This window comes from Mesorhizobium sp. M0910 (assembly GCF_040319465.1).
In the GTDB taxonomy this organism is placed as follows: domain Bacteria; phylum Pseudomonadota; class Alphaproteobacteria; order Rhizobiales; family Rhizobiaceae; genus Mesorhizobium.
The window spans coordinates 423478-449169 of sequence record NZ_JAMYNZ010000001.1 but is presented as its reverse complement, the minus strand read 5'-3'; the positions used below and the strand labels follow the sequence as shown (position 1 = coordinate 449169).

The following is a 25692-nucleotide window of genomic DNA, read 5'->3' as shown; positions in this document are numbered from 1 at the left end:
ATGCCGAACGAGCCGACATGTTCAACACGCTGACCCGGCCGATCCTTGTCGTGTCGTTCCTTGCAGCTATAGTCAGCCTGACCGCCTGCAAGATCCTGCCGACGCCGTCAGCGGAAAACGGCGGCCCTGGCTCGGCGTTCAATCCCGACAAGATGGTCGAGGACATCTGGGCGGCGAAAGTGGTACCCTATCTGCAGCAGAAGGCCGGCCAGTTTCCCGAGGTTCATGCTTTGGCGAAGACCGATCCCGCCGCTGCCGGTGCCAAATACGGCAATCCGAAAAAGCAGGCGAATTCGCCGTGGACCTTCGCCGTCCGGCTCGAGGGCAAGGTCGTTGCAGCCAATACACAGTCACGCGCGGCGACAATGGACGTCGATGCCGACGGCGACGGCAAGGCGGATGCGCGGGTGCAGATCGGACCCGCCATGCGCGGCACAGCGCTGCGCGACAGCCTTGACTTCATTCAATTCAACGATTTCACCAACCAGATCGACTTCGCCCAGTTCGGCAAGGCCTTCAACGCCTACGCCGACAAGACCGTGCTTTCCAAGCTGCCGCGCGAGGCACTCGAGGGCCGAAGCGTCAAGATCCTCGGTGCCTATACGCCAGGCAGCGGCCGGGACCTGCCGCTGGTGACGCCGGCGGAGGCAGAGCTCGGGCCGAAGCCATGACCGGCGATCAAGACGTCATCCTGAAGCTGGAGGATGTCTCGAAAGTGTATTCGGGCACCGTCGCGGTCAAACGTGCGAATTTTGAGGTGCGCAAGGGTGCGGTCAACGTGCTGGTCGGCGAAAACGGGGCCGGCAAATCGACGCTGATGAAGATCATCGCCGGCGTCGAGCAGCCGACGCTCGGGCGCATTCTGCTGGACGGCGAGGAGGTCTCCCTCTCGTCATCCGGGGACGCGGTAAATCGCGGCATCGGCATGGTGTTCCAGGAGCTCAACCTGTTCGGCAATCTGACCGTCGCCGAAAATATTTTTGCCACCCGCGAGATCACCAACCGCTTCCGCAAAATCGACCGCAAAGAGCAGGAGCGCCGCGCGGCGGAATTTCTTGAACGCCTGGAGGCTGGCATCCGGCCGGACATGCTGGTCGAGGATCTGCGCATCGGCCAGCAGCAGCTGGTCGAGATCGCCAAGGCGGTTTCGCTCGATGCGCGCATCCTGATCATGGACGAGCCGACCTCGGCGCTCAGCGCGGCGGAAGTCGAGATCCTGTTCAAGGTGATTGCCGACCTCAAGGCGCGCGGCGTGGCAATCGTCTACATCTCGCATCGGCTCGAGGAATTGATCCGCATCGGCGACACCATCACGGTGCTGCGCGACGGGCGCATCACCGGCCAGGCGAAGATGAAAGACGTCGACACCCAGTGGGTCGTGCGGCAGATGATCGGCTCGGACGCCAAGGACTTCGCCAAGGCCGACGGCCATGTGCCGGGCGACGAGATATTCCGCGCCGAGGACATTTGCCTACCGCGCGTCACCGGCGGGCTTGCGGTCGACCACGTCTCGCTGTCGCTGCGCGCTGGCGAGATCCTCGGCATCTACGGCCTGATGGGCGCCGGACGCAGCGAGCTGTTCGATTGCATCATGGGCCGCCACGGCCATTCGACCGGCGCGATATTCATTGCCGGCAAAAAGGTGCACGAGCGCGACACGACACGGCGCATCCGGCGCGGGCTGGCGCTGATCCCCGAAGACCGCCAACGCGAAGGGCTGGTGTCGATCCTCTCCGTCGCCAGCAATCTGACTCTGGCCAGCCTGTCGCGGTTCGTGCGCCTGTTCCACATTCGTGGTGCCGCCGAACGACAGGCGGTGACCCAGACGATACGCGAACTGGCCATCAAGGTCGCCGATCCGACGCAGGAAGTCTCGTCGCTGTCGGGCGGCAACCAGCAGAAGGTGGTGATCGGCAAGGCGCTGCTCACCGGACCGAAGGTGCTGCTGATGGACGAGCCGAGTCGCGGCATCGACGTCGGCGCCAAGGCCGACGTTTTCCGCACCATGCGCAAGCTGTCGCGCGACGGTCTGGGGATCCTGTTTGCCACCTCCGATCTCGACGAAGTGATGGCGTTGTCCGACCGTATCGCGGTGATGAGCAATGGAAAATTGACCGGTATCTTCGATCGCGCGGAGGCGACTGAGGCCGCGCTCGTCGCTGCCTCGGCCCTCGGCCACGGCCCGGTCCCGCACGGAGAGCAAGGCGCATGACTGACATTCCAGCCAAGGCGGTGGTCAACTCCATTTCGAGCGGCTCGGTCCTGCTGACGCTGATGAAGGCGAGGACGTTCATCGCGCTGATCGCCGTGCTGTTATTCTTCTCGATAGCTGCCCCTAATTTCCTATCGGCCGCCAATCTTATCCTGATGTCGAAGCACGTGGCGTTGAACGCATTCCTCGCAATGGGCATGACCTTCGTCATCATCACCGGCGGCATCGACCTGTCGGTCGGCTCGATCGTCGGCCTGTGCGGCATGGTGGCCGGCTATCTCGTGCTGAACGGCGTCGACCTGCAGGTCGGCTACACCATCTATTTCAACGTCTTCGAGATCGCGCTGATCACGCTTGCCGTCGGCATATTGATCGGCGCCGTCAACGGCTTGCTGATCACCAGGCTTAACGTTGCGCCATTCATAGCCACGCTCGGCGTGCTCTATGTCGCACGCGGCCTGGCACTGCTGTCGTCCGACGGGCGCACCTTCCCCAATCTCGTCGGCAAGCCGGAGCTCGGCACCACGGGGTTCGGCTTCCTCGGCGCCGGCCGGCTGCTTGGCTTGCCGGTTTCGATATGGATATTGGTCGTCGTCGCACTGGGGGCGGCCTATCTCGCCAGATACACTCCGCTCGGCCGCCATATCTTCGCCGTTGGCGGCAATGAGCGGGCGGCGCGGATTTCGGGCGTCCGCGTCAACATGGTGAAGATGTTCGTCTACATGTTTTCCGGGTTCTGCGCGGCGATCGTCGGGCTGATCATCTCGTCCGAACTGATGGCCTCGCATCCGGCGACCGGAGAGAGCTTCGAACTCAACGCCATTGCCGCGGCAGTGCTCGGTGGCACCTCGATGTCGGGCGGACGCGGCGCCATCGGCGGCACCATTGTCGGCGCCTTCGTAATCGGCATCCTTTCGGACGGGCTGGTGATGATGGGGGTGAGCTCGTTCTGGCAAATGGTAATCAAGGGCCTCGTCATCATCGTAGCCGTTGTCGTCGACCAAGCCCAGCGCCGGCTGCAGAGCCGTGTCACGCTGATGCAGATGGCAAAGGCCGGCTGACATGGCGGAGCTGCGTGGCGCGCTGATCGGCTGCGGCTTCTTTGCCGTCAACCAGATGCATGCCTGGCGCGACATAGAGAGCGCTTCGATTGCCGCCATCTGCGACCGCGATCCGGACCGGTTAAGGGTGGTCGGCGACCAGTTCGGCATCGCGCGGCGCTATACCGACGCTGCTGCGCTGTTTGCCGGCGAAAGGTTGGATTTCGTCGACATCGCTACCACCGTACCAAGCCACAGAACGCTGGTGGAGATGGCGGCGCAGTATGGCGTTCCGGTAATCTGCCAAAAGCCGTTCGCGCCGTCGCTTGCCGACGCCAAGGCCATGGTGAAAGCCTGCGCCGACGCCGGCGTGCCGTTGATGGTGCATGAGAATTTTCGCTGGCAGTCGCCGATCCAGGCGGTGCGTGCGGTGCTCGACAGCGGCGAAATCGGCACCCCCTTCTTCGGACGGATCTCGTTCCGATCGGCTTATGACGTGTTTTCCGGCCAGCCCTATCTGGCGACCGGAAGGCGCTTCATTATTGAGGATCTAGGCATTCATATCCTCGACATCGCCCGCTTTCTGCTGGGCGACGTCTCGACGGTCACCGCGCGAACGGCGCGCGTCAAACCCGGCATAACCGGCGAGGACGTTGCGACGATGCTGATGGACCACACGGGCGGCGCCACTTCCGTGGTCGACTGCAGCTACGCCAGCAAGCTCGCGACAGAGCCGTTCCCCGAGACGCTGATCGAGATCGACGGCAAGGATGGCACGATCCGGCTGGCGCAGGGCTACCGCCTCACCGTCACCGGCAGGAGCGGGACGGTCGGTAGCGACGTCTCGCCGCCGCTGCTGGCCTGGGCATCGCGGCCGTGGCACAACATCCAGGAAAGCGTCGTCGCCATTCAAAAACATTGGGTCGATTGCCTGACCAACGGAACCGAGCCCGCGACCTCCGGCGCGGACAACCTTAAAACATTAGCGCTGGTCGAGGCAGCGTACGCCGGCGCCGCAAGCCGGGAGCCGGTGCAACTCGACGCCTTGCTGAAATGACAGCCAACGCCTTCCTCCTCTACGGCACAGGTGCCGTTGAAGCCGAACCGGTCAGGCTGCAAGCCGGCGCGCTGACGGCGGACTTCGTCAACGGCAATCTGCGCACCATTCGGCATGGCGGCACCGAAGTTCTGCGCGCTATCGCCTACATCGTCAGGGATCGCGACTGGGGCACCTACGAGCCGAGACTGGCCGATCTTGCCATCGAACAAAATGCCGAGGCTTTTTCCGTCAGCTATTCGGCAAATTGCCGGGCACCGGACGGCAGCCGGCTCGACTTCCGCGCCACCATCAAGGGCTCCGCCGATGGTAAATTGGTCTTCGACGTGAGCGCTCTTCCCGACAGCGATTTCGAAACCAATCGCTGCGGCTTCTGCATCCTGCATCCGATTGCCGGCTTGGCCGGCAGCCCGGTCACGGTCGAGCATACCGATGGCAGCGTGGTCGCGACCAGGCTTCCAGAGCTGATCGATCCCTGGCAGCCTTTCAAGGATCTGCGGGCGATCACCCATGAGGTCCGGCCGGGCGTCACCGCTGAATGCCGGATGGAAGGCGACATTTTCGAGATGGAGGACCAGCGCAACTGGTCGGATGCCTCCTACAAGACCTATGTCCGGCCGCTCGCGCTGCCATGGTCATACATGCTGCCTGCCGGCGAGACCTTCCGCCAGACCATCAGCTTGCGGATGGAGGGTGGCGGGAAAGTGCCGGCTGCCGCGGCAAGCGCCGAACCGATTCGTGTCACGCTCGGCCAAGCCGGACCGGCGCTGCCGGATATCGCCGTGATCATCTATCCGGATGAGGTCGAGGCGGCGCTGGGCAAGCTGCCGATGCTGTCCGAGCTTGGCCCGCAGCAATTGATGTTCCACTATGACCCGACGCGCGGCCACGAGCTCGATGCCTTGCGATCCTACGCCCGGCTCGCCGCCGCCTATCCGGTCCGGACAACGCTCGAATGTGTCATTGCCGGCGACGGCGATCTCGACGCCGAGCTTTCAGGCGTCGCCGACAGGGTGCGGCAGGCCGGGCTCAAGCTTTCGGCCATTGCCGTTTCGCCCTCGGTCGACCGGCAGTCGACGCCACCGGGCAGCGCGTGGCCGCACTGCCCGCTGCTCGAGGACGTCTATGCCGCGACGCGGCGCGCCTTTCCCGACAGCCGCCTCGGCGGCGGCATGTTCAGCTATTTCACCGAACTCAATCGCAAGCGCGTGCCGGCCGATCCGCTCGATTTCGTCACGCATTGCACCTGCCCGATCGTGCACGCCGCCGACGATCTCAGCGTCATGCAATCGTTGGAGGCGCTGCCTTCCATCACAGCCTCGGTGAGGGCGATCTTCGGGCCAAAACCCTATCGGATCGGGCCGTCGACCATTGCCATGCGCCAGAACCCCTATGGCGGTGCGACCAAGGCCAATCCCGACAGTCAGCGCATTGCCATGGCCGACCGCGACCCTCGCCATACCGGGCTGTTCGGAGCCGCATGGACGATCGGCTATGCCGCACGTGTTGCGCCGGCTGGCCTCGAAATACTGACGCTCTGCAGCTTCACCGGACCATTCGGCGTGCTGGCCTCGTCGGGCGAACCTGTCGAAGACGGTACACCCCGGCCGATTTTCCACGCGGTGAAAGGACTTTGCGATCTGGCCGGCCATGCGCATGTGGCGGCGACAACGACCGATGAGAGGCGGGTGCTGGCACTTGCCGGCCGCTCCCAGACAGGCAAGATCATCATCTGGCTGGCGAACCTTACCCCGGTCGATGTTCCGGTCGACGTTTCCGGGCTCGGCTCCGATCAGGGCCCTCTCAAGATTTGGAATGGACGACTGTCACGCCAGATTCCGCGCGATACGTCGGGCCGAGACCATCTTGTGATGACACCCTACGCAATCGTCCGGATCGGCTGAAGTCATTTGCCGAGGCTCATGGGTAGCCGCACTTGCGTAGCGGTTGCGTGTAGCCGCAGCACTCCGCTGCCGAGTTGTCACCGGATTTGCTTTCGAAACTCGCCCGGTGCCATTCCAGTTGTCTTGGAAAAAAGACGGCTGAACGAGGCGACGTCCTGATAACCCACCCGATAGCAAATTTCTGAAACGCTCAGTTTCGTTTCCTCAAGCATGGACCTTGCCAACTCCAGCCGCCTTTCCTGGATCCATTTTCCCGGCGTTGTCTGGAGTTCGTCGAAAAACCTGCGAGACAGGGTTCGCGAAGACATGCCCAATTCGGTTGCCAGAAATTTCAGATCGATTTCCGACATCTTGTCTTTCGAGAGCTCACGCAACTTGTCCTCGAATGGGCTGGCTCCGTTCGAAATTCCATCGAGGGAAAATTCGTAGGGACTCTGGAATGTGCGCGGCGGCGGGAGAACCAGAAGTTTTCGAATGATCCGCTCTTCCTTCGAGAAGCCCAGATCGATCAGCAAAGCCTGGCGAGTTCGAGTCCGGAAAACCCGCCTCCGCATGTGTAGAGGCGGTCCTGGCGAATGAGGAGCCGGGAAGCGTCCCATCGCACTTGCGGAAACCGGCGGCTTGCCTCGGCTCTCAGCCACCAGGATATCGTCGCGCGTTTACCGTCCAATAATCCCGAATTGGCGAGCAGATAACACGCGCCGCAATGTGCTGCGATGATTGCGTCCTGCTGCTGCGCGAGCGCGATCAGCGGTTTTGAATGTTCACTCTCCTCGTCGAGCGAGCGCAGAAGCTCCGGAATCTCGACACCCGGCATGGCAATGAGAATCAGGACATCCATTTTCCGGGATGGTTGAGCCTTTGTCGGGAAAGAAATTCCGGTGCTTGATGCCGACGGCGCGCTCCTTGAAACGAACTCACAGGAGAGAACCTGCGAACGGCAGACGTCATTCACAAGCTGAAACATTTCCACGAGCGTCGAGACGACGGCCGAATAGAAATTCGACGGCAGCCAGATCACAACGTGGAGGCTCCTGACAGCCATTGCGGTACTCCAGTGTCGTTCTCGTGGATGGCAAGCCTAGCATAGTCTTTGCAAGAATTGCCAATTCCAGAACAAGCGCGCGGGCTCCAGGAGGGCCTATGCGGGCTTGCTGATGAAGGCGGGGCCGCGGAAATCCATGGCTGCGAAGATGCAAATGCTGAAATCGTTGAATGAAAACACGCGGCAAATACATCGGATTCAGAGGGCAACAGAAAACTGCGTCGGTCCGGGCTCAGGCTGATCTGTGGTCAGTCAGTAGGCCGAGAGCAAGGTGCCGGCCGCTACGCCGGTCCGGACCTTGCTCCTGATTTTCAGCTGCCGGAGTTCATCACGTAAAGCGCACGCGAGCGTTCGAGGTGCTTGATCATCGCCTTCTCGGCGCCATCCGCATCCTTGGCTTCGATGCGTCCGATGATCTCTTCGTGCTCGGTCAGCGTGAACTTTTCCTTGCCGGTCCAGATCAGCATTTCGGTGTGGTATTCCTTTAGCCAGCCAAGCATTGCCTCGCTGACGGCGACATAGATCGGGTTGCCGGATATTGCCGAGATCTGGGTGTGGAATTTCATGTCGGCGGATATGAAGGCTTCCGAGTCGCCACGATGGCTGCGCTGCTCTGCAACCGTTGCGCGCAACCGCTGCACGTCCTCGGCGGTTGCCTTCTCCGCGGCCTCCCTGACCATGCCGCGCTCGAAGAAGATACGCGCGTTCTTGAGGTGCTCCAGCGTGTCCTTCGACGACGACAGGATGATCTTGGCGGCGCCGTCGACCTGTTTGATGATCGACTTGGCGGTCAGCTGCAGCACTTTCGCCCGTTCGCCATGCGAGATCGCGACGAGGCCCATATTGCTCAATGCCTGCATTGCCTCGCGGATCGCCGGCCTGCCGACCTCGAAGCGCTCCATCAATTCGCGCTCCGATGGCATGTCGTCACCCGGCAGCAATTCGCCGCTGGTGATCAGGCGCTTCAGTCTCAAGAATACTTCGTCGGAAAGCTTGCGCCGGACGATCGGCTCCGAACGGTTCATCGTCGCGAATCACTCCTTTGACCTGCCCCTATCTAGCATTTCCGGCGCGAATTCCGGAACGCCTGCTGCCGGCTCGCCCGGCTCTGCCCAGCCGGATAGGGCTTGCAAAGCTTATGTACTCATTATACCAGATTTCAAGGGCCAAGGAACCTTTTTCGAACCACCCCGGCAGGCCGCGCGAATATGATTGTTCTCACCTATCGCATCGAAACGCCCGGCAATATCGAGGCGCAGGCGGCCAAGATCGCAAGCGACCAGTCGACTGGAACCTTCGTCGCGCTGGCCGGCGAGACCGAAGAGCTCAAGGCCAGGGTCGCGGCGCGAGTCCTGGCGATACGGCATCTGCCCGATGCGGATCGGCCGTCTCTTCCCGAAACCGGTCCCGAAGCGCGCAATGGCCCGGTCAAGCGCGCCGACGTCGACATCGCGTTTCCGCTAGACGCCATCGGCACCGATTTGTCGGCGTTGATGACCATCGCCATCGGCGGCACATTTTCGATCAAGGGCCTGTCCGGTATCCGGATCGTCGACATGAGGCTACCCGAGGAGTACCGGGGCGCGCATCCGGGCCCGCAATTCGGCGTCACGGGCAGCCGCAGGCTGACCGGTGTCGCGGATCGTCCGATCATCGGGACCATCGTCAAGCCGGCGCTGGGGCTCCGCCCGCCCGAGACGGCCGCAATGGTGCAAGAGCTGATTGCCGCCGGCGTCGATTTCATCAAGGACGACGAGAAGCTGATGAGCCCGGCCTATTCACCGCTGTCGGAGCGGGTGAGGGCAATCATGCCGCTGATCCTCGACCACGAGCAGAAGACCGGCAAGAAGGTCATGTATGCCTTCGGCATCTCACATGCCGATCCCGACGAGATGATGCGAAACCACGACCTGGTGGCAAAGGCCGGCGGCAATTGCGCCGTGGTCAACATCAATTCGATCGGTTTCGGCGGCATGGCTTACCTTCGAAAACGCTCCAGCCTTGTGCTCCATGCCCACCGCAATGGCTGGGACATTCTCACCCGTCATCCCGGTCTCGGCATGGATTTCAAGGTCTGGCAGCAGTTCTGGCGCCTGCTTGGCGTCGACCAGTTCCAGATCAACGGCATCGCCTCGAAATACTGGGAACCCGACTGGTCCTTCGTCGAATCCTTCAAGGCGGTGACCACGCCGATCTTTTCGCCGGCCGATTGCGCATTGCCGGTCGCCGGTTCCGGCCAGTGGGGCGGGCAGGCGCCTGAAACCTTCCAGCGAACCGGCCGGACGGTCGATCTTCTCTATCTGTGCGGCGGTGGCATCGTCAGCCACCCGGACGGGCCGGGCGCCGGCGTGCGCGCCGTGCAGCAGGCCTGGCAGGCGGCGGTCCAGGATATTCCGTTGGCGGATTATGCCTTGAGCCATGTCGAGCTGGCGCGGTCGATCGAGAAGTTCGGCGGCGGCGAGGCGGCCTGACGCCATGCAAAACCTGCTTCTGAGTTACTATGGCGACGACCTGACCGGCTCGACCGACGTTATGGAAGCGCTCGAGCTCGGCGGCGTGCCGACCGTCCTGTTCATGCGCCAGCCGGACGCGGCGTTGCTTTCGCAATTTGCGCATTGCCGCGCCCTTGGACTGGCCGGCACCAGCCGCAGCGAGACGCCGCAGTGGATGGACACGCATCTGCGAGATGCCTTCGCCTGGCTGAAGACCGTCAACGCCGAGATCTGCCACTACAAGGTCTGCTCGACCTTCGATTCCAGCCCGGCGATTGGCAGCATCGGCCGGGCGATCGAGATCGGCCGCTCGGTTTTCCGGCAAGACGGCGTGCCGCTGGTGGTCGGCGCGCCGCAGCTGAAGCGCTACACCGCCTTCGGTCATCTGTTCGCGGCCTATCGCGAAAAATATTTCCGTATCGACCGCCATCCCGTGATGAGCCGCCATCCGATCACGCCGATGGACGAATCCGACCTGCTGATCCATCTGTCGCGCCAGACAGACCTTAACTCCGGCCTGATCGACCAGGCGACGCTGCAGTCTGCGTCGCGGTCGGAAGCATTCGACCGGCTTGTGGAGGATGGCACAGGTATCGTGCTTGTCGATGTCGACAGCCTGGAAACCCAGGCGCTTGCCGGCAAGGAGATTTGGCGCGCTCACAAGCCGGGCGGTTATTTCGTCGTCGGCTCTTCGGGCATCGAATATGCCTTGCTGGTCGAATGGACATCGAACCGAATCGTGGATGCCAAACCCGCCTTTTCGCCGCCGGGCGCTGCCGACAGGATCGCCGTGGTCTCGGGGAGCTGCTCGCCGACGACGGAACGACAGATCCGGTATGCCCTGGCCGAAGGCTTCGACGGGATCGAGCTCGACCCGGTCGAACTGGTTTCTGAGGCTTCGAACGACGCTATTGCGCGCGCGGTCGCAACCGGCCGCTCCAGCCTACGGGCCGGGCGGAGCGTCATCCTCTACACCGCGCTCGGACCTGCGGCCGAGCGCGGTGCTGAAATCGATCTCAGGGAGGGCGCCCGCCATAAGCTCGGCCGCGGCCTTGGCGAGCTTCTCCGCGAACTGACGCTTCAAGAGAACCTGCCGCGCGTGGTCATCGCCGGCGGCGACACGTCGAGCCATGCACTTGGCCAGATGGGCGTCGACGCGCTGACGGTGCGAATGCCGCTGCCGGCATCGCCGGGCTCGCCGCTTTGTGTGGCGCATTCGCGCGTAAAGGCGATCGACGGGCTGGAAATTGCCCTCAAGGGCGGGCAGGTCGGAACCGACCGCTATTTCTCCGCTATTCGCGATGGGGTCGGCGGTTGAGAGCGGGGAATATCTGTTCAAATCGGTGATGCTCGATCGAGATCGGGGATAGTCATTAGCCGGCAAACCAGAAACCCCAGACGTTTAGGTCGGCGGCAATGCCACTCATCCCGCTATCTGGTACGGCCCATCGCCTTGCCTGGACGATATTGACGGGCATAGGCGACACAGGCGTCGACCGTGCTGACACAGAGCGCATCGCGGTTGTTCGGCAGGTTGTTGTCGCCGGCGTAGGCAACCTCCGCAACACGGCCGTCAACCATTCGAATTTGCGTGTTGCAATAGCCGCCGGGGGCGACGTTGACGGAACCTCCGAGCGCCGGGACCGGGCCAATGGCCACGGTCGGAACCACAATGTTGAGATTGCCGCGTTGAACGACGCGCTGATAGGTCCAGATCTGGCCGGATTTGCCGACATCGGCAGTGGCGGTCGGAAAGCCGGCGCACATTCGAACGTCCGCCTCGCTAAGGCCGACCATCTCCTTGCGGGCTGCCGCCGCCGTGGCGTCTTCCCTCGCGGTGCTCGAGGTGTCGTCGGGCATGACGCAGGAAGACAGGATGGCGGCGCCTGCCGATAGAAGGAGAAGGGCAAGCTTTCGGGTGTGGAATGATGTCATACCGACTTCGGATTGCACGGGAGCCCCGAATGCCAACCTAGGAAGTGGGCCAATCGAGTCAACCGGCAGAAAATTCACGAAGTCGTTTGGTAGGTCATTCCGCCGCGCGCATCCGCTGCAAGAGGTTGAGGCTGCCGCCGTGACCCTCGCGCCCTATCTTCCGCCTGGGCATCGGATTTCCCAAACCGACCCCTTCTTGTCAGACGTACTGGCGCACGGTGCTGTGACTTTGGTTCGGCCGACGGTGTGCTAGTTTCTGCCGATTGCTCCGGAGACGTCATGCCTATCAAGCTGCAAGAAATCGCCCTCGCTCTTCTGCTGTTGGTTGCCGGAACTGGGGTCGGTCACGCGGAGACGGCCCAGCGGCCGCCGCCCACCGGCGGGGTTCTCTCGCTCCTGCCACCGCCGCAGACTTCCGATCATTCGATCGTCATTGCCGGACGCACGCTCGATTACGAGGCCAGGGCCGGCACGCTGTCATTACCGTCCGGCAAAGGCGATATCACCGCCGAGATTTTCTATGTCGCCTATGCTCTGCACGCCGGGAAAGAAACGGGACCGGATCCGCGTCGCCCGATCACCTTCGTTTTCAATGGCGGTCCGGGAGCAGCTTCCGCCTATCTTCATTTGGGCGCGCTCGGTCCGCGGGTTCTGGCGACAGCGGCCGATGGAAGTTTCCTGCCGCCGCCGCAGAGGCTGTTCGACAACCCCAACACTTGGCTCGACATGACCGACCTGGTCTTTGTGGACCCTGTCGGAACCGGTTACAGCCGTGAAGCGCCCGGCACGGAAGCACACAGCTTCTGGGGCGTCAGCCAGGACGCCGCGTCGATAGGCGCGTTTATCCGGCTCTATCTGGCGCAGACCAGCCGTACGGCATCGCCTGTCTTCCTGGCTGGTGAAAGCTATGGCGGCTTTCGAGCAGCATTGCTCGCCAGGAAGCTTCAGGAAGACATCGGCATCAGCCCGAGTGGCGTCGTGCTGATCTCGCCGGCGCTCGAATTCACGCTGGTGCGTCCGGACGAGTTCCAGCCGCTCCACTGGGCGCTGGAACTGCCGTCGCTGGCGGCAGTGCGCCTGCACAGCGAAGGCGTTTCCGGTCCGGCCCTGCAGGAGCGGCTGGCGGAAGTCGAACGCTATGCGCTCGGCGATTATCTGGCCGCGCTGGCAGGTGGGCTGGAGCAGGGTGGACGCCTGGCGAGCCAGCGTGTCGCCGCAATCACCGGTCTGCCGCTCGATCTCGTCCAGCGGCACTTTGCACGCATTCCCATAGGGCTGTTCGCCAAGGAGTTTGCACGGGCAAAGGGCAATGTTCTCAGCGCCTATGACGGCAACATCGCAACGGCGGATTTGGCGCCGGAGAGCTTGGGAGTCGAGGGTCCCGATCCGGTGCTCGACCGAAGCGTGCCGGCGCTTACCTCCGCTTTCGTCGGCTATGTGCGTGATGAATTGAACTTCCGTACGGATATCAGCTATCGGCTGCTCAACCGCGAAGTCAGCGGCAATTGGGATTATGGAACGAGCCCGACGCGTCAGGGCTATGCGGGTGTCATGGACGACCTTCAGCAGGCGCGCACGCTGAACCCCAGCCTCGGCGTGCTGATCGTCAACGGCTATAGCGACCTGGTGACGCCGTACATGGGCTCGCGCTACCTGCTTGGTCAAATTCCTTCGCTTGCCGGCGCAAAGCCCATTCGCAGCGAGGTGCTGGAAGGCGGGCACATGATGTATCTGAGGCCGGACGGGCGGGCGGCGCTGAAGCAGGCTGCGTCCGAGCTTTACCGAACGACGCAATGAGACGATTTGCGCAAAAAAGCGTCGGATGCGCTGTTCGCCCTCTCATCAGGCCCTAGTTCCATCGCGATTGATCGGTTACACACCTAGGATGGCGTCTTTTAGCGACGTTCGACAGCGGATTAGCCGGCTCTCCAGAATCGCGCCACTGGCGCGGCGTGCTGCCGAGCGGGCTATGCGGAATACCAGGCCACACAGGCTGACAAGCCTCGTAGACCGCTGGAACGCGCTGTCGCTGGCCACGCAGTTCCTGCTCGCGGGTGGTCTATTCTCCCTGTCGGCCATGGTGGTGGTGGGGATTTCAGTCACGAACCATATAGAAACCGTGGTCACGCAGAATTCGGCTTCCGCTACGGCTCTTTACGTGGACAGCGTTATTGCGCCGCTGCTTCCGGATATGCGCAAGAGCGAAGTCCTCGACGAGAGCGTAGCCCATGCGCTCGATGAAACGCTGGGACAAGGGGCACTCGGCACAAGGCTCGAATCCTTCAAGCTCTGGCGTCGCGACGGAACCATCCTGTATTCGACCGACAAGACATTGATCGGCAAGCGCTTTGAACCCAGCGACAATCTCCGGGCGGCATTCGCCGGCCAAATGGTTTCGGAGTTCGACAGGCTCGACGATCCAGACAGTGAGGCCGAAAGAGCCAGCGGCTTGCATCTCCTCGAGATTTACAATCCGGTGCTGCAGCCATGGTCGGGGGAAGTGGTGGCCGTTTCGGAATTCTACGAGGTCGCCACTGATTTTGAAAAAAACCTGCATCAGGCACTCATTCGAACCTGGCTGGACGTTGCCGCCGTCACAGCGGCCTTCTTTCTTGGGCTGTCGGCAATCGTGTTCCGTGGCAGCCGCACGATCAGCTCACAGAGCCGCTCGTTGAAGCAGCGCATTGCCGAGCTTTCCGATCTGCTCGCTCAAAACAGACTTTTGAGGCTGCGGGTGCAGCGCGCTTCGCAGCGTGCCACCGCACTCAACGAACGCTATCTCAGGCGCATCGGCGCGGACTTGCACGATGGCCCCGCGCAACTGGTTGCTCTCGCGGCGCTGGGGATCGATAGCCCGGTCATTGCCGATCCTGCTACGCCGCAATCGAAGCGTGCGCAGGAATTGCGGGCCATCAAAGCACATCTGGACGATGCCATGCGCGAGATCAGGAGCATCAGCAAGGGCCTTGTCCTGCCGCATATAGAGCATGCCGAACTGGGTGAAATTCTCCAGATTGCCGTACAGGCGCACGAAGAACGAACCGGCGTCAAAGTAAGATTATCCATGACCGGCGGCCATACACCGCTGTCGCCGGCGGCCAGGATCTGTATCTTCCGCTTCGTCCAGGAGACGCTGAACAATGGATTCCGTCATGCCGGAGGTGAAGGTCAGTCGGTCGAGAAACATTTCGACGGCGAACGCGTTTGTATCGAAGTGTCCGACGCCGGCCCCGGCTTTGATCCACAAATCGTGCGTCCCGAGGGGCTGGGGCTCGTTGGGCTGCGCGAGCGGGTGGAAAGCCTCGGGGGCCAGTTTACCGTGACGTCCTCACAAAGTGGCACGATCGTGAAAATGGCTCTCAACATCGTTGAAATGGGGCAGACATGACAGCAGCCATCAGGCTCGCCATCGTTGACGACCACCCGCTGTTCAGGGAAGGCGTTGTGCGCACGCTCGATCAGATCGGCGGGTTCGAGATCGTCGGCGAAGGAAGCAGCAGGGATGATGCCTTGCGGATAGTCGAAGACCGGCGGCCCGACATTCTGCTGATGGACATCTCGGTGCCCGGAGGCGGCCTCAGCGTGATCGGACCGGCCCTGGAGAGCCATCCGGCACTGAAAATCGTGATGCTGACCGTTTCGGAAGAAAACCAGCACGTGATGACCGCATTGCAGAGCGGGGCAAGGGGCTATGTTCTGAAGGGGGTCGGATCGAGGACGTTGGCTACGATCCTGCGCACGGTAGCGTCGGGCGAACGATATGTCTGTCCACAATTGTCGGCACGCCTGTTGGCCGATCTGTCGGCTCAATCAAATGAGCCGGCGAAAGCCGACGGACTTGCCGAACTCACCAGCCGCGAAAGGGAGATCCTGACGCTGGTTGCCGCGGGCCTGAGCAACAAACGGATTGGGCTTCGGCTGAACCTGCATGAGAAAACGATAAAGCACCACATGACGCGAATCCTGGCCAAGCTCAACGTCAGCAACAGGACCGAAGCCGCAATGACTTTACGCGATGCGACTGAGCGCCGGCATTCGCCTGTTCGCGATCATGCTTGAGCCGAAACAGCCTCACGGGGCGGCTGTGTGATCTGGCCGTCAGTTGATCATTTCAAGCAACCTGTCCCGATCGGAACGCGTCGCCAGGCGCCGAATGATGGTACGGCCCTTGGCATCGCGCATTTCATATTGGCCGCTATCAACGCGCTCGCTGAGGCCGTTCGAATGCACCACGCCAATGCTCGGCCCACTCACCTCGATCCGGTCTCCCGTGGTTGCATTGATAAAGAGTTTTGGCCTGCTGCCCGGGGTTACCGCGGCGGCGGGATCAGGGAGATTGTCGTCCTGCGACTTTGCTTTGCCCTTGCCGGCTCCGGCATTCGAGTTTGAATTGCCGGAGTTTCCACCCGGATTGCCGGAATTGCCGCCCCCATTCCCATTTCCGTTCCCGCCATTGCCGTTGCCGTTCCCGCCGTCTTTGGCCCAGGCAGCCAGCGGGCCGAGCGGCTGCGATAGTCCGTCGAACACGACGCGATAGGGGCTCACGACGAGAACGAAGGTCAAAACGACTACAGAAATGCCGACATGACGTCCTCGCGAAGATCCGGTCCTTCGTCTCCGGGTCGTCATCAATGAACTTGCCAGTCGCATGGCGGAAATCCCCTTAATCATACGGACCTTTCGTGCTGCCTCCTGTTCGAATTCGTGCGATGCTTAAAACAATGGTTTGTATCGGCAAGGTCAAGACCCACCAGTCCCACGAGGGTAACTGGTGGGCCTCGCTGGCGCAGGAAGGGACTATTTACTGCGCAAGTCTTTTGCCTTCGCTTCGTTGCGTCTCTCGGCGGGGGCGCCGAGTTCTCACCGTCAGCCAGCAATAAATCCAATGGCTGCGATCCCGAAACACAGGCCAAATAATGGAAAAAGCAGCCAACGCGCCTGGTGAACGCTCGAATCCATAGCGGCCTCCTGTAACAGTCGGCATCGCAACGGGGCTCTTCTGAACTCGGTTCCTGAAACTCTCGCGTTTCGGGCTTTTGCGATAGCAGCCTCGGACCAAAGTTCGGCTGTGCAGGCCCTTGGTCGACAGGCCTACAGACTGAAGTCCCTATGCAAGGAGCCGCCTGCATTCGGCGACCTTTGTGTCAACTAGGCGGCGCGATCCACCGGTCCCTTCGAATGCTTTACCTTCCTGGCTCTATGGCGAAGCGACATTGGTCCACTGCATGTCATTGAAACGTCACCAGTAGAGACCCATATGCGGATTGCGTCGGATGTCTCCTCCCATTGCGTCCGGCGCGTTCCCCTCTGGAGGTTACAGACCTTCACGCTTGGCCGGGCTCAACAGTCCGGCCTTTTCTTTTGGTCATCGCGTCTGGGTCGAGCATCGTCCTGCCGCAGCGCGCCGCTTCAGTTGCGAGGAGGGAGCTGCTGGACAGACCATGTGTTGCCGTCAGGATCCTCAAAGAAGACAAATCTGCCCCAGGGAAAATCCTTGATATCGCTGACCTCGATGCCTTGGGCGGCCAGATGCCGGTGCGCCTCATCGATGTCGGGCACAACCAGCTGCAGACCCCGTATGGATCCCGGGGTGCTGTCGACGATGCCTTTGCCCATGGCAATCGAACAGGCCGAACCGGGCGGCGTCAATTGCACGAAACGTATCTCGTCGCTTACCGTGTGATCATGATCGAGGTGAAAGCCGACCTTCCCAACATAAAAGGCGATGGCATTGTCGACGTCCGATACGGGGACCGGGACCAGTTCCAGCTTCCAATCCATGACAACCCTTTCGCAGCTTTCGCCAAGTGGTGCCGAACACCGTGGGCGACATCCCGCCATCTTCCCAATGCCATTGTCGGCGCGGGCCGCTCAATCGGTCAAGAGATATCCGGCAAAAGCCGGGTTCGGGCAACGTGAGGACTGGTCTCATTGCTGACGGCGTTCGGAACCGATAAGCGCAAGCTCAGTGTTGGCCAAGGCGTTCTCGTGCTTTCCGCCACGCCCGAACCGGGCAGGGTGGCGGTTCGGCCGAGTTTGCCGCGCGCTATGCAGCGCGCTTCGGACCGATCGGCAATTATGCCGTGAACGCCCACGATTCGGCCTGTCTTCTTCTTGCCGCGATCAAAGACGCCAGCACTGTATCCAAGGGACATCCGAGCCGGTGCGACGTTCTAGCGGCAGTGCGCGATATCCGTTTCAAGGGAATCGCCTATCGCGAGGCCGTACGGTGGAATGAAAGGCGACAATCTGGCCGCGGTGACTGCACTCAACGTGGTGGAAAACGGCCACTTCCGACAGATCGCCGAAATCCGGCAGATGCAGAGTGTCGAGCAGACCAACCCCCGACAGGCTCTCCGACCGAACCGCTTTCCGCCGCTTTGCCAGGCGATTTTCACAGGACCGCGAAACAATTATCTCCGGTCGCCGTTTCGCCCGCAGAACCTTTCGAGGAGGCGACGATGAGCGCAACCGGCTTGGACGTTTTTGACAAAACGCTGCAAATAACAAACATCTGGCTAGACGAGATCATGGTGGATCTTGGTCCGGATCGACACGTCGCCTGGCATACATTGGGCGCCGTTCTGCGAACCCTTCGGGACAGGCTGCAGGTCGGACTGGCGGCCAAATTGGGAGCGGAACTGCCGCTGCTCGTGCGGCCTACTATGATCGCTATCGGCCCGCCGACATGCCCGACAAGACACGCTCGCTCGAGGAGTTCCTGCAACACATCGCCGATGAATTGAAATCGACCCGTGCTGTCGATCCCGGGGATGCGGCACGCTCGGTGCTGCGTGTGCTTGCACGGCATATCGACCTTGGCCAGTCGGCAAAGGTGCGGGATGCGCTGCCAAAGGAAATCCAGGTCCTCTGGCCTGAAAGCGTGGGCGTCAAATAGCGGCGATCCTGCTCATGCGGACGCGCGACGGACCGAAGCTTCGAACGTAAGCGCGGGTGGGTCTGGTCGACCCGGTGACGCTGTGTGCCCCGCTCGATGGCGAGGCTTAGCTGGGCAGCCGATGTGAACTGTCGCGGCTTAACCTGGAAAGATCGTGAAACCGCCGTCGACGCGGATGACCTGTCCGTTGATGAAGCGGGCGCGCGGGCCGGCGAGGAAGGCCACCGCTTCGGCGATCTCTTCAGGCTCCGCATACCGGTTCAGCGATTTCTTGCTCGAATCCATGCGCTGCGGATCGACCACGCGGCTCGCCTGGAACCGTGCCGTCTTGGTGGCGCCAGGGCTCACCGCATTGACGCGTACGCCATCGTCGATCAATTCCTTGGCGAGGCAGCGCGTATAATGGACGACAGCCGCCTTGAGCGTCGAGTAGACCACCTCGGGCGAGCATCCGATATGCGCTGCCGCCGAGGCGATGTTGATCACCGAGCCTGAGCCGCGCTTGACCATCGGCGGAACGAACGCCTGGCAGACCAGCATCGTGCCGATGAGATTGTTCTCGGTTAGAACCTTGATGTCTTCGTAGTCGATATCGAGTGCGTTGTTGGGATTGGGCTTTACGCCCTTGGCGCCGATGTCGCCGCCGGCGCAGTTGACCAGAATGTGCACGTCGCCGAGATCGGCCTCGATCTTCCTCTTCATATCGGCGACAGCTTGTTTGTCGCCTATATTGCCGGTGACCGCGGTCACCCGCGTCCCATGCTTCTCCAAGCCCCGGGCAGAGTCGCCGAGATCCGCGAATTCGCCATATTGAGATGGCCGAGTCCAATCGAGGTCGTGGACCGCGACGTTTGCGCCAAGTCCGGCCAAGCGGTCGGCCATCACGCGGCCGAGGCCGCGTCCCGAGCCGGTTACGAAGGCGGTCAGGCCGCTGAGTTCTCGGGCAGTCATGCTGATTTCTCCATTGCAATGAAATCGAACTTCTTCATGTTGGCGGCGCTGCGCCGGATCATGTCGAGCTCGTACGAAACGAGCGCGCCGTCATCGTCCCGTTCCCATGGCGTGCGGTAGTCGGCGTCGTCCGCAAGGCGGTTCACGCGCGCAGCACTCAGGCACGCGGCGAACTCCCGGGCGGTCTTCTGCGCATATCCGTTCCACCAGTCGTCGGTGAGCCAGCGAACGTGACGGGCCTCAAGCGCGCCTGGCTCAAGCACCGCCGTCAGCGTGTCGTGGTGCTCGCCAAGGATGGCTGCCAGTTCGGCGAATGGCACGGCGCCGTCGCCGATCGCGCACCGGACCAGACGGTAGCCCTCATCCGTGAACTGAATGCGATAATCCTTGAGGTGAACATGGCGGACATGGGGCGCGATCCGGCGCGTGAAGGCAAGCGGCGCCTCGCCGACAGGAAAGGTGTTGCCGGTGTCGTAGGTGATGCCGACACCCGGCCTGCCGAGTTCGCAGAACGCAACCAGTTCGTCGCTGCCGAAGTCCTGATGGTTCTCGATGCCGAGCATCCAGCCCTCGGCCGCCGCACGCGGCCCCCATTCCGTCAAGGCAGCGCGAATCGTGGCGTTGAACTCACTCCATTTCGGTCCCCACGCATTGCGGTCGCCGCACAGGACAGGCGTCAGTGCGATACGGATCGTCGTCGCCTCGAGCAGCCGCGCAGCCCGAAAGGCGTTGTCCAGCGGACCTGCCACCAGCAGTCCGCCGCTCACCACCGGGACGATGTCCAGCGCGGCAAGACGCCTGCGCAGGGCGACGATTTCGGCGTCAGTCAAGTCGGTCAACCAGGGTTCGTAGATCTCGAGCGTGCGTGCGCCTAGTTCCTGCGCCAGCGTAATGAAGCCTTCCAGCCCCACGCCGTCCGGATTGTGCCGTGGCGTGCCGCGGCCCTGCAGTCCGAGATGATAGGTCAGTCCGTAGGGGTTGAGGCCGAGACGAAGCATCAGCTTGGCGGTTCCAATGGAGAGCGGAGAAGCGTCACTAGCGCAGACCAGCATCGACGGTAATGGACTGTTTGGTGATCATGCGGCTGTCGTCGGCTGCCAGGAAGAGCACTGTGCGTGCAATCTCCTCGCCCAGCAGGACGCGGCGGATCAATTGCCGCTGCACCGTCTGGTCGACTGCCTCCTGCGTCTTGAACCACAGCTCGCGCTGCCGCTCGGTCATGACGGCGCCGGGTTCGACCGCATTGACGCGGATGTTATCCGGTCCGAACGAGCGCGCCAAAGCACGCGTCAGCGCCACCACAGCCCCCTTGGCGGTGGCATAGGCCACCATCTGGTCCGCTCCGAAACGCCAGGCGATGGAAGAGAAGTTTATGATCGAGCCGAAGCCGAGTTCCTTCATATGCGGATGCACAGCCTGCGCGGCGAAGAAGTGATGCCTCAGATTGACGTCGAAGCTGCGGTCCCAATAGTCGGCCGTTACCGCGTCGATGGGATGGCGTTGATCATTGGCGGCGTTATTCACCAGGGCGGCGACCGGACCAAGCCGCGCGCGCACGCCTTCTACCGACGCCTTTAGCGCATCGACGTCGGTCACATCGCAATGGAGATATAAGGGAGCCTGCCCGGCGGCACCAGCGAGCTCGCTCACCAACGCCTCCGCTGGCTCGTCTTGCACGTCGAGAAAGGCTACCCGGGCGCCATTCGAGGCGAAGGCACGGACCATATCGGCGCCGATGCCGGAGGCGCCGCCGGAGATCAGCACGACCCGATCGGTCAAGCTCGGATAAGTCGCGAATTGTACGGACATCGATTACAGAAGCGCCTTGGTTGTTGGATCGAACAGACAGGCGCGCGACATATCGATGCCCAGCGTTATCGTCTCGCCCATGACTGGAGCGTCGTCCGGCTCGAAACGGCCGGTGATCTCCAGGTCACCCAGCCTGAGCACGGCAAGCGTCTCGGCCCCGGTCGGCTCGACCAGTTCGACCGGCGCCTGCATGGACGCCACAGCAGGTTTGCGCGACTTCAGATCGGTCGTGAAACGGTAGATGTGTTCCGGCCGGATACCGAGCACGACGTCCTTTGGCGCACCGGCGGACATCGGCGCGGCAAGGGCAAGGCTGGCATCGCTGCCGTCAGCGGCGCGTACCGAGATGCTGGTCGAGCCGGTAAGCCGGGCGGGGATGAAATTCATCGCCGGCGATCCCATGAAACCGGCAACGAACATGTTGGTCGGCCGGTCGTAGATCCGCTTCGGCGTGTCGAACTGCTGGACCGAGCCCTGGTTCATCACCGCAATGCGGGATGCAAGCGTCATCGCCTCGACCTGATCATGGGTGACGTACACCGTGGTCTTGCCAACGCGATGGTGAAGCTTCTTGATTTCGGTACGCATATCGACGCGCAGCTTGGCGTCCAGGTTGGACAGGGGCTCGTCGAACAGAAACAGCTTTGGGTCGCGTACGAGGGCGCGCCCCATCGCGACGCGCTGCCGCTGCCCGCCCGAGAGCTGGCCGGGCTTGCGTTTAAGCAACTGTTCGATCTGCAGGAGCGCGGCAACCCGTTGGACAGCTTCCGCCTGCGCCGCTTTTGGCACGCCGCGGCTTTCCATGCCGAAGGTGATGTTCTGGCGCACTGTCATGGTGGGATAGAGGGCGTATGACTGGAACACCATCGCAATGTCGCGGTCCTTGGGTTGCACGGAGTTCACCAGCCGGTCGCCGATCCATATCTCGCCCGACGTGACGGTTTCGAGGCCGGCGATCATGGCGAGCAAGGTTGACTTGCCGCAACCCGACGGGCCGACAAGGGCGACGAATTCTCCGGTCTTAGCCTCGAGATTGATGCCGGCAAGAATCTCGAGCGAGCCGTAGCTCTTGTGAAGGTTGCGGATCATCAACGCGGACATGGGCGACGCCTCATTTGATGGCGCCCTGGGTGAGGCCGCGCACGAAGTATTTTCCACCGAACAGATAGATCAGCAGCGGTGGCAACGCGCCGATCAGCACGGCTGCGCTCATCACATCGTAAGCACGCGCGGTCGTGCCGCCGGCCGTGAGCGCGACCAGTGCCGCGGTAATGGGCTGCTGCTGGCCTGATGTGAAGACGACGCCGAACAAATACTCGTTCCAGATGCCGGTGAACTGCCAGATGACGGTGACAATCAGAATGGGCGGCGACAGGGGCAGGATGATCTTGCGGAAGATCCGCCAGAAGCCGGCGCCGTCGATGCGTGCCGCCTTGATCAGGTCGTCCGGTATGCTGACGTAGAAATTGCGGCAGAACAGGGTGGTGAACGAGATGCCCTGGACGACGTGGATAAGCACCAGCCCATATGTCGAATTGGTCAGGCCGAGCTTGCCGAGCAGGAACGCCCACGGCATCAGCGAAATCTGGCCGGGCATGAATACGCCAAGCAGCATCAGATTGAAGATCAGTTCGGAACCCCTGAAGCGCCATTTGGAGAGGATGTAGCCGTTCATGGCGCCGAGAATGGTCGAGATGATGGTGGCGGGGATCGTCATCGCCAGCGAGTTAAAGAAATTGCGCTTCATGCCCTCGCAGGTACCGCTGACGCAGTAGGATCCCCAGGCCTGCGCCCACGCATCGAACCGGAAGCTGCGCGGTACGGAGATGAGGCCGTTGCGGGCAATCTCCGACTGCTCGCGCAATGAGTTGAAGATCACCACCAGCAATGGCACAAGATAGACGACCGCGAAAAGCGTCAGCACGGCATAGACAAGGAAGCGGCTCCAGAAATGCCGGCGCGTGGCAGCGGCTTCCTCCGGATCAAAACGGGCATTAGGGGCAACTTCAGCCATTGCGGCCCTCCGCCCGCCGGCGCCAGACGATCCACAAGGAGTACGGCACCAGCACTACCGCGACCGCCGCGAGCATCATCATCGCCGCGGCGGCACCCTCGCCGATTTGGCCGCGCTGGAACATCAGGTCGTAGACATAGATGGCGGGGAAGGTCGTGGACACGCCTGGCCCGCCCCGCGTCAGCGCCGCCACCAGGTCGAAGGTCTTGATGGCGAATTGTATCTGAATGACCGCCACCGCCAGGAATATCGGAGCGATGGTTGGCAGGATGACCCTCCGATAGGTCCGGAAAACCGACGCGCCGTCGATTTGCGCGGCTTTGACGAGATCCGGATCGACCGACCGCAGACCAGCCAGGAAAAGTGCCATTGCGAAGCCGGACGACTGCCAGATACCGGTTATGATCACCGCATAGATCGCGGTGTTGCGGTTGGCCGTCAGGGCGAAGCTGAAGTCGGTCCAGCCAAGCCCTCGAACGAAGGCCTGGATACCGTCGACAGGGTTATACAGCCAGCTCCACACCGTACCGGTGACGATGAAGGACACCGCCAACGGGTACAGAAAGATGGTGCGCCAAACCGCCTCGCCGCGGACGCGCTGGTCGATCGCGATCGCGAGCAGCAGGCCAACCGCCATCGAGCCTACGATATAGAAGCCGCTGAACAGGAAGAGATTCGTATAGGCGATGTTCCAGCGCCGGTTTGCCCAAAGCGAAGCGTAGTTGTCCAGGCCAACGAACCCATAGGTCGGCAACAGCGACGAATTGGACAGGGAGATGTAGAGCGTCCAGAGTGTGAAGACGAAAACATAGATGAAACTCGCCGCTATCGATGGCGCCAGCACCAGAATGGGCACCATCGTGCCCAGGCGCTCGCGCCACGGACGGGCCGCGGCAGCTGCGGCTGGTACAATCAGATCATGGGTGGACATCGGGCTGCTCCGGCGAGGTCTGGCCAGGCGCTTCGCCCCGGCCATCATCGGCAGCGTCACTCCTGCGCTTCGGCCGCATCCGCCATCGCATTGGCCGCGTCCTGCGCACTCATATCCGGCGTTGCTACAAACTCCGTGATGCTATCCATTATTGCGCCGCGGACCTTTTGCGGAACCGTCATGTTGTGCGCCATTGAACGCACGAGCGTGCCGGCGGCGATCGAGGCTTGCAGATCCTTTTGCGAGAGTTGCTGGCAGGGATTGAAGCCGTTCGAAAGATCGACGTCGAGGCGGGCCGGGATGGACCCTTTGGTCTGATTGAAAATGGTCTGAAATTCGGGCGACAGGATGATGCTGGCAAGCAGCTTCTGTCCCTCGATGTAGTCCGGGTCCTTTTGCTTGAAGAACACGACCGAGTCCGAATTCAAGATGAAGCCGGGCTTGCCCCAATCGGTCGGCGCCTGTGCGCAGACATAGTCGGTGCCCTCCTTGAAGCCGCCGGCCGTCAGCAGGCCGATCGTCCAGTCGCCCATGATGTGGAAGGCGGCCTCGCCGCGGCCGACGAGATGCGACATGGTATCCCAGTCACGCCCGTTCATGCCGGGGTCCATGTACTTCGAGGTCATGGTGCGAAACTGCTCGAAGGCCTTGACCATGCCGTCGCTACGCATGGCATCGACGTCGCCCTCGACGAAAGCTTTCCTGTAGAGATCGAGGTCCTGACCGTACACGACCACTTCGAAGACCGTCGAGTCGGTCCAGTCGGCGGTCGAGTGCGAAATGCAGATCTTGCCGCTGGCCACGATCTTGTCGCAGGCGGCGTTGAATTCCGCCCATGTCTTCGGCATCTCGGTGACGCCCGCGTCCTTCATGACCTTCGGCGATGCCCACAGCCAGTTGATGCGGTGGATGTTCATCGGCGCTGCCACCCAATTCCCGGTCGGCTTCATCACCGGCAGCAATTCGGGAGCGACGACCTTCTCCCAATTTTCCGCCTTCGCCAGGTCGTCGAGATTGGCTGTCATGCCCGTCTCGTTCCATTCGGCGATCTCGGGGCCTTTGAGTTGCACAGCGGGAGGTGCGTTGCCGGCGATCACATCGGCACGCAGTTTGGCCAGGGTATTGGCCGTATGGCCTGCGATGGAGGTCTGCTGCCAGGTGCCACCCTTGGCGGTAAACATCTCGCCGAGCTTGGCGATAGCCTGGGCGTCCGATCCGGTGGCCCATTGATGCAAGAGGTTGGTCTTCGGCTCCGCGAGCGCTGTTCCGGTAATCAAGGTGAAGGCGGTAGCGGCCGCAAAGGCCGTCCTCAGGTATTTCATCGTTTCACTCCCATATGTGATGCACGGTTCGTTTCGACCGCTTGTGGCCTGCGATTTGAGGTCGTGGCCGGCGAGATGCAGT

General features: G+C 61.9%; 23 protein-coding genes and 1 pseudogene. 11 read left to right on the top strand and 13 right to left on the bottom strand.

Translation table 11 applies throughout. From position 1 onward, the window contains the following. Window positions 1-17: 17 nt before the first annotated feature. The 5 genes from NKH78_RS02275 to apnL are packed head-to-tail and all read left to right on the top strand — an operon-like array spanning window position 18 to window position 6213. Window positions 18-671 (top strand): DUF2291 family protein, encoded by a 654-nt coding sequence (locus tag NKH78_RS02275; RefSeq protein WP_352702870.1) that lies wholly within the window; start codon window positions 18-20, stop codon window positions 669-671. After that, window positions 668-2212: a sugar ABC transporter ATP-binding protein gene (locus NKH78_RS02270; protein ID WP_352736955.1), complete on the top strand. Its 1545-nt coding sequence runs from the start codon at window positions 668-670 to the stop codon at window positions 2210-2212. The genes NKH78_RS02275 and NKH78_RS02270 overlap by 4 nt, the downstream gene beginning before the upstream one ends. Further along, complete coding sequence (locus NKH78_RS02265; RefSeq protein ID WP_352506278.1) at window positions 2209-3273, top strand: ABC transporter permease; 1065 nt, start codon at window positions 2209-2211, stop codon at window positions 3271-3273. The genes NKH78_RS02270 and NKH78_RS02265 overlap by 4 nt, the downstream gene beginning before the upstream one ends. Window position 3274: 1 nt before the next feature. Next, window positions 3275-4309, top strand: a complete 1035-nt coding sequence (locus NKH78_RS02260; protein ID WP_352881745.1) for a Gfo/Idh/MocA family protein — start codon at window positions 3275-3277, stop codon at window positions 4307-4309. Further along, window positions 4306-6213, top strand: a complete 1908-nt coding sequence (gene apnL, locus NKH78_RS02255; protein WP_352506276.1) for a D-apionate lactonase — start codon at window positions 4306-4308, stop codon at window positions 6211-6213. Before NKH78_RS02260 ends, apnL begins: the two co-directional genes overlap by 4 nt. A gap of 77 nt (window positions 6214-6290) precedes the next feature. Here apnL and NKH78_RS02250 read toward each other — a convergent pair whose 3' ends face one another. The 3 genes from NKH78_RS02250 to NKH78_RS02240 all read right to left on the bottom strand — a co-directional run bounded on the left by NKH78_RS02250 (window position 6291) and on the right by NKH78_RS02240 (window position 8283). Next, entirely contained in the window at window positions 6291-6728 is a 438-nt protein-coding gene (locus NKH78_RS02250) for a helix-turn-helix domain-containing protein (protein ID WP_352736954.1), read from the bottom strand. After that, complete coding sequence (locus NKH78_RS02245) at window positions 6722-7258, bottom strand: helix-turn-helix domain-containing protein (RefSeq protein ID WP_352776986.1); 537 nt, start codon at window positions 7256-7258, stop codon at window positions 6722-6724. Before NKH78_RS02245 ends, NKH78_RS02250 begins: the two co-directional genes overlap by 7 nt. A 311-nt stretch (window positions 7259-7569) precedes the next feature. Further along, window positions 7570-8283 (bottom strand): transcriptional regulator NanR, encoded by a 714-nt coding sequence (locus NKH78_RS02240; RefSeq protein WP_023720267.1) that lies wholly within the window; start codon window positions 8281-8283, stop codon window positions 7570-7572. 183 nt (window positions 8284-8466) lie between these two features. Between NKH78_RS02240 and oiaX the strand changes: the two genes are divergently transcribed. Together oiaX and NKH78_RS02230 are read left to right on the top strand one after the other, a co-directional pair. Then, window positions 8467-9729, top strand: coding sequence for a 3-oxo-isoapionate-4-phosphate decarboxylase OiaX (gene oiaX, locus NKH78_RS02235; protein ID WP_352881741.1), 1263 nt, complete (start codon window positions 8467-8469; stop codon window positions 9727-9729). A gap of 4 nt (window positions 9730-9733) precedes the next feature. Beyond that, window positions 9734-11068, top strand: a complete 1335-nt coding sequence (locus tag NKH78_RS02230) for a four-carbon acid sugar kinase family protein (protein WP_352506273.1) — start codon at window positions 9734-9736, stop codon at window positions 11066-11068. Window positions 11069-11181: 113 nt separating this feature from the next. Here the strand turns inward: NKH78_RS02230 and NKH78_RS02225 are convergent, their stop codons facing one another. Continuing rightward, the gene (locus NKH78_RS02225) at window positions 11182-11685 is read right to left on the bottom strand and encodes a hypothetical protein (RefSeq protein ID WP_352506272.1); all 504 of its coding nucleotides are present in this window, start codon (window positions 11683-11685) and stop codon (window positions 11182-11184) included. Window positions 11686-11964: 279 nt separating this feature from the next. Between NKH78_RS02225 and NKH78_RS02220 the strand changes: the two genes are divergently transcribed. The 3 genes from NKH78_RS02220 (at window position 11965) to NKH78_RS02210 (ending at window position 15744) form a co-directional block, all read left to right on the top strand. Beyond that, window positions 11965-13482, top strand: a complete 1518-nt coding sequence (locus tag NKH78_RS02220; RefSeq protein WP_352702883.1) for a S10 family peptidase — start codon at window positions 11965-11967, stop codon at window positions 13480-13482. 172 nt (window positions 13483-13654) lie between these two features. Then, window positions 13655-15073 (top strand): sensor histidine kinase, encoded by a 1419-nt coding sequence (locus NKH78_RS02215; RefSeq protein ID WP_352776987.1) that lies wholly within the window; start codon window positions 13655-13657, stop codon window positions 15071-15073. Then, entirely contained in the window at window positions 15070-15744 is a 675-nt protein-coding gene (locus tag NKH78_RS02210) for a LuxR C-terminal-related transcriptional regulator (protein ID WP_352478353.1), read from the top strand. The genes NKH78_RS02215 and NKH78_RS02210 overlap by 4 nt, the downstream gene beginning before the upstream one ends. Before the next feature lie 39 nt (window positions 15745-15783). Here the strand turns inward: NKH78_RS02210 and NKH78_RS02205 are convergent, their stop codons facing one another. Continuing rightward, complete coding sequence (locus tag NKH78_RS02205) at window positions 15784-16248, bottom strand: hypothetical protein (RefSeq protein ID WP_352702887.1); 465 nt, start codon at window positions 16246-16248, stop codon at window positions 15784-15786. Between the two features lie 846 nt (window positions 16249-17094). After that, window positions 17095-17466 (bottom strand): VOC family protein, encoded by a 372-nt coding sequence (locus NKH78_RS02200; RefSeq protein WP_352647488.1) that lies wholly within the window; start codon window positions 17464-17466, stop codon window positions 17095-17097. Window positions 17467-18215: 749 nt separating this feature from the next. On the opposite strand from NKH78_RS02200, the pseudogene NKH78_RS02195 reads away from it, so the two are divergent. Further along, window positions 18216-18583 (top strand): annotated as a pseudogene (locus NKH78_RS02195) (DUF2267 domain-containing protein). Between the two features lie 138 nt (window positions 18584-18721). On the opposite strand, the gene NKH78_RS02190 reads toward NKH78_RS02195, so the two are convergent. From NKH78_RS02190 to NKH78_RS02160, 7 genes are read right to left on the bottom strand one after another with little or no spacing between them, the layout of a single operon-like run. After that, window positions 18722-19534 carry an SDR family NAD(P)-dependent oxidoreductase gene (locus NKH78_RS02190; protein WP_352702892.1) on the bottom strand — a complete coding sequence of 271 codons (813 nt, stop codon included), beginning with the start codon at window positions 19532-19534 and terminating at the stop codon, window positions 18722-18724. Next, window positions 19531-20532: a sugar phosphate isomerase/epimerase family protein gene (locus NKH78_RS02185; protein ID WP_352702894.1), complete on the bottom strand. Its 1002-nt coding sequence runs from the start codon at window positions 20530-20532 to the stop codon at window positions 19531-19533. Before NKH78_RS02185 ends, NKH78_RS02190 begins: the two co-directional genes overlap by 4 nt. A 37-nt stretch (window positions 20533-20569) precedes the next feature. After that, window positions 20570-21343 (bottom strand): SDR family NAD(P)-dependent oxidoreductase, encoded by a 774-nt coding sequence (locus NKH78_RS02180; protein WP_352506264.1) that lies wholly within the window; start codon window positions 21341-21343, stop codon window positions 20570-20572. Window positions 21344-21346: 3 nt separating this feature from the next. Next, window positions 21347-22444 (bottom strand): ABC transporter ATP-binding protein, encoded by a 1098-nt coding sequence (locus NKH78_RS02175; protein WP_352506263.1) that lies wholly within the window; start codon window positions 22442-22444, stop codon window positions 21347-21349. A 10-nt stretch (window positions 22445-22454) separates the two neighbouring features. After that, window positions 22455-23357 (bottom strand): carbohydrate ABC transporter permease, encoded by a 903-nt coding sequence (locus tag NKH78_RS02170; RefSeq protein WP_254817037.1) that lies wholly within the window; start codon window positions 23355-23357, stop codon window positions 22455-22457. After that, window positions 23350-24288: a carbohydrate ABC transporter permease gene (locus NKH78_RS02165; RefSeq protein ID WP_352466746.1), complete on the bottom strand. Its 939-nt coding sequence runs from the start codon at window positions 24286-24288 to the stop codon at window positions 23350-23352. Before NKH78_RS02165 ends, NKH78_RS02170 begins: the two co-directional genes overlap by 8 nt. A 56-nt stretch (window positions 24289-24344) precedes the next feature. Then, on the bottom strand, window positions 24345-25610 hold the full coding sequence (locus tag NKH78_RS02160; protein ID WP_352506261.1) for an ABC transporter substrate-binding protein: 1266 nt from the start codon (window positions 25608-25610) through the stop codon (window positions 24345-24347). Window positions 25611-25692 lie beyond the last annotated feature (82 nt).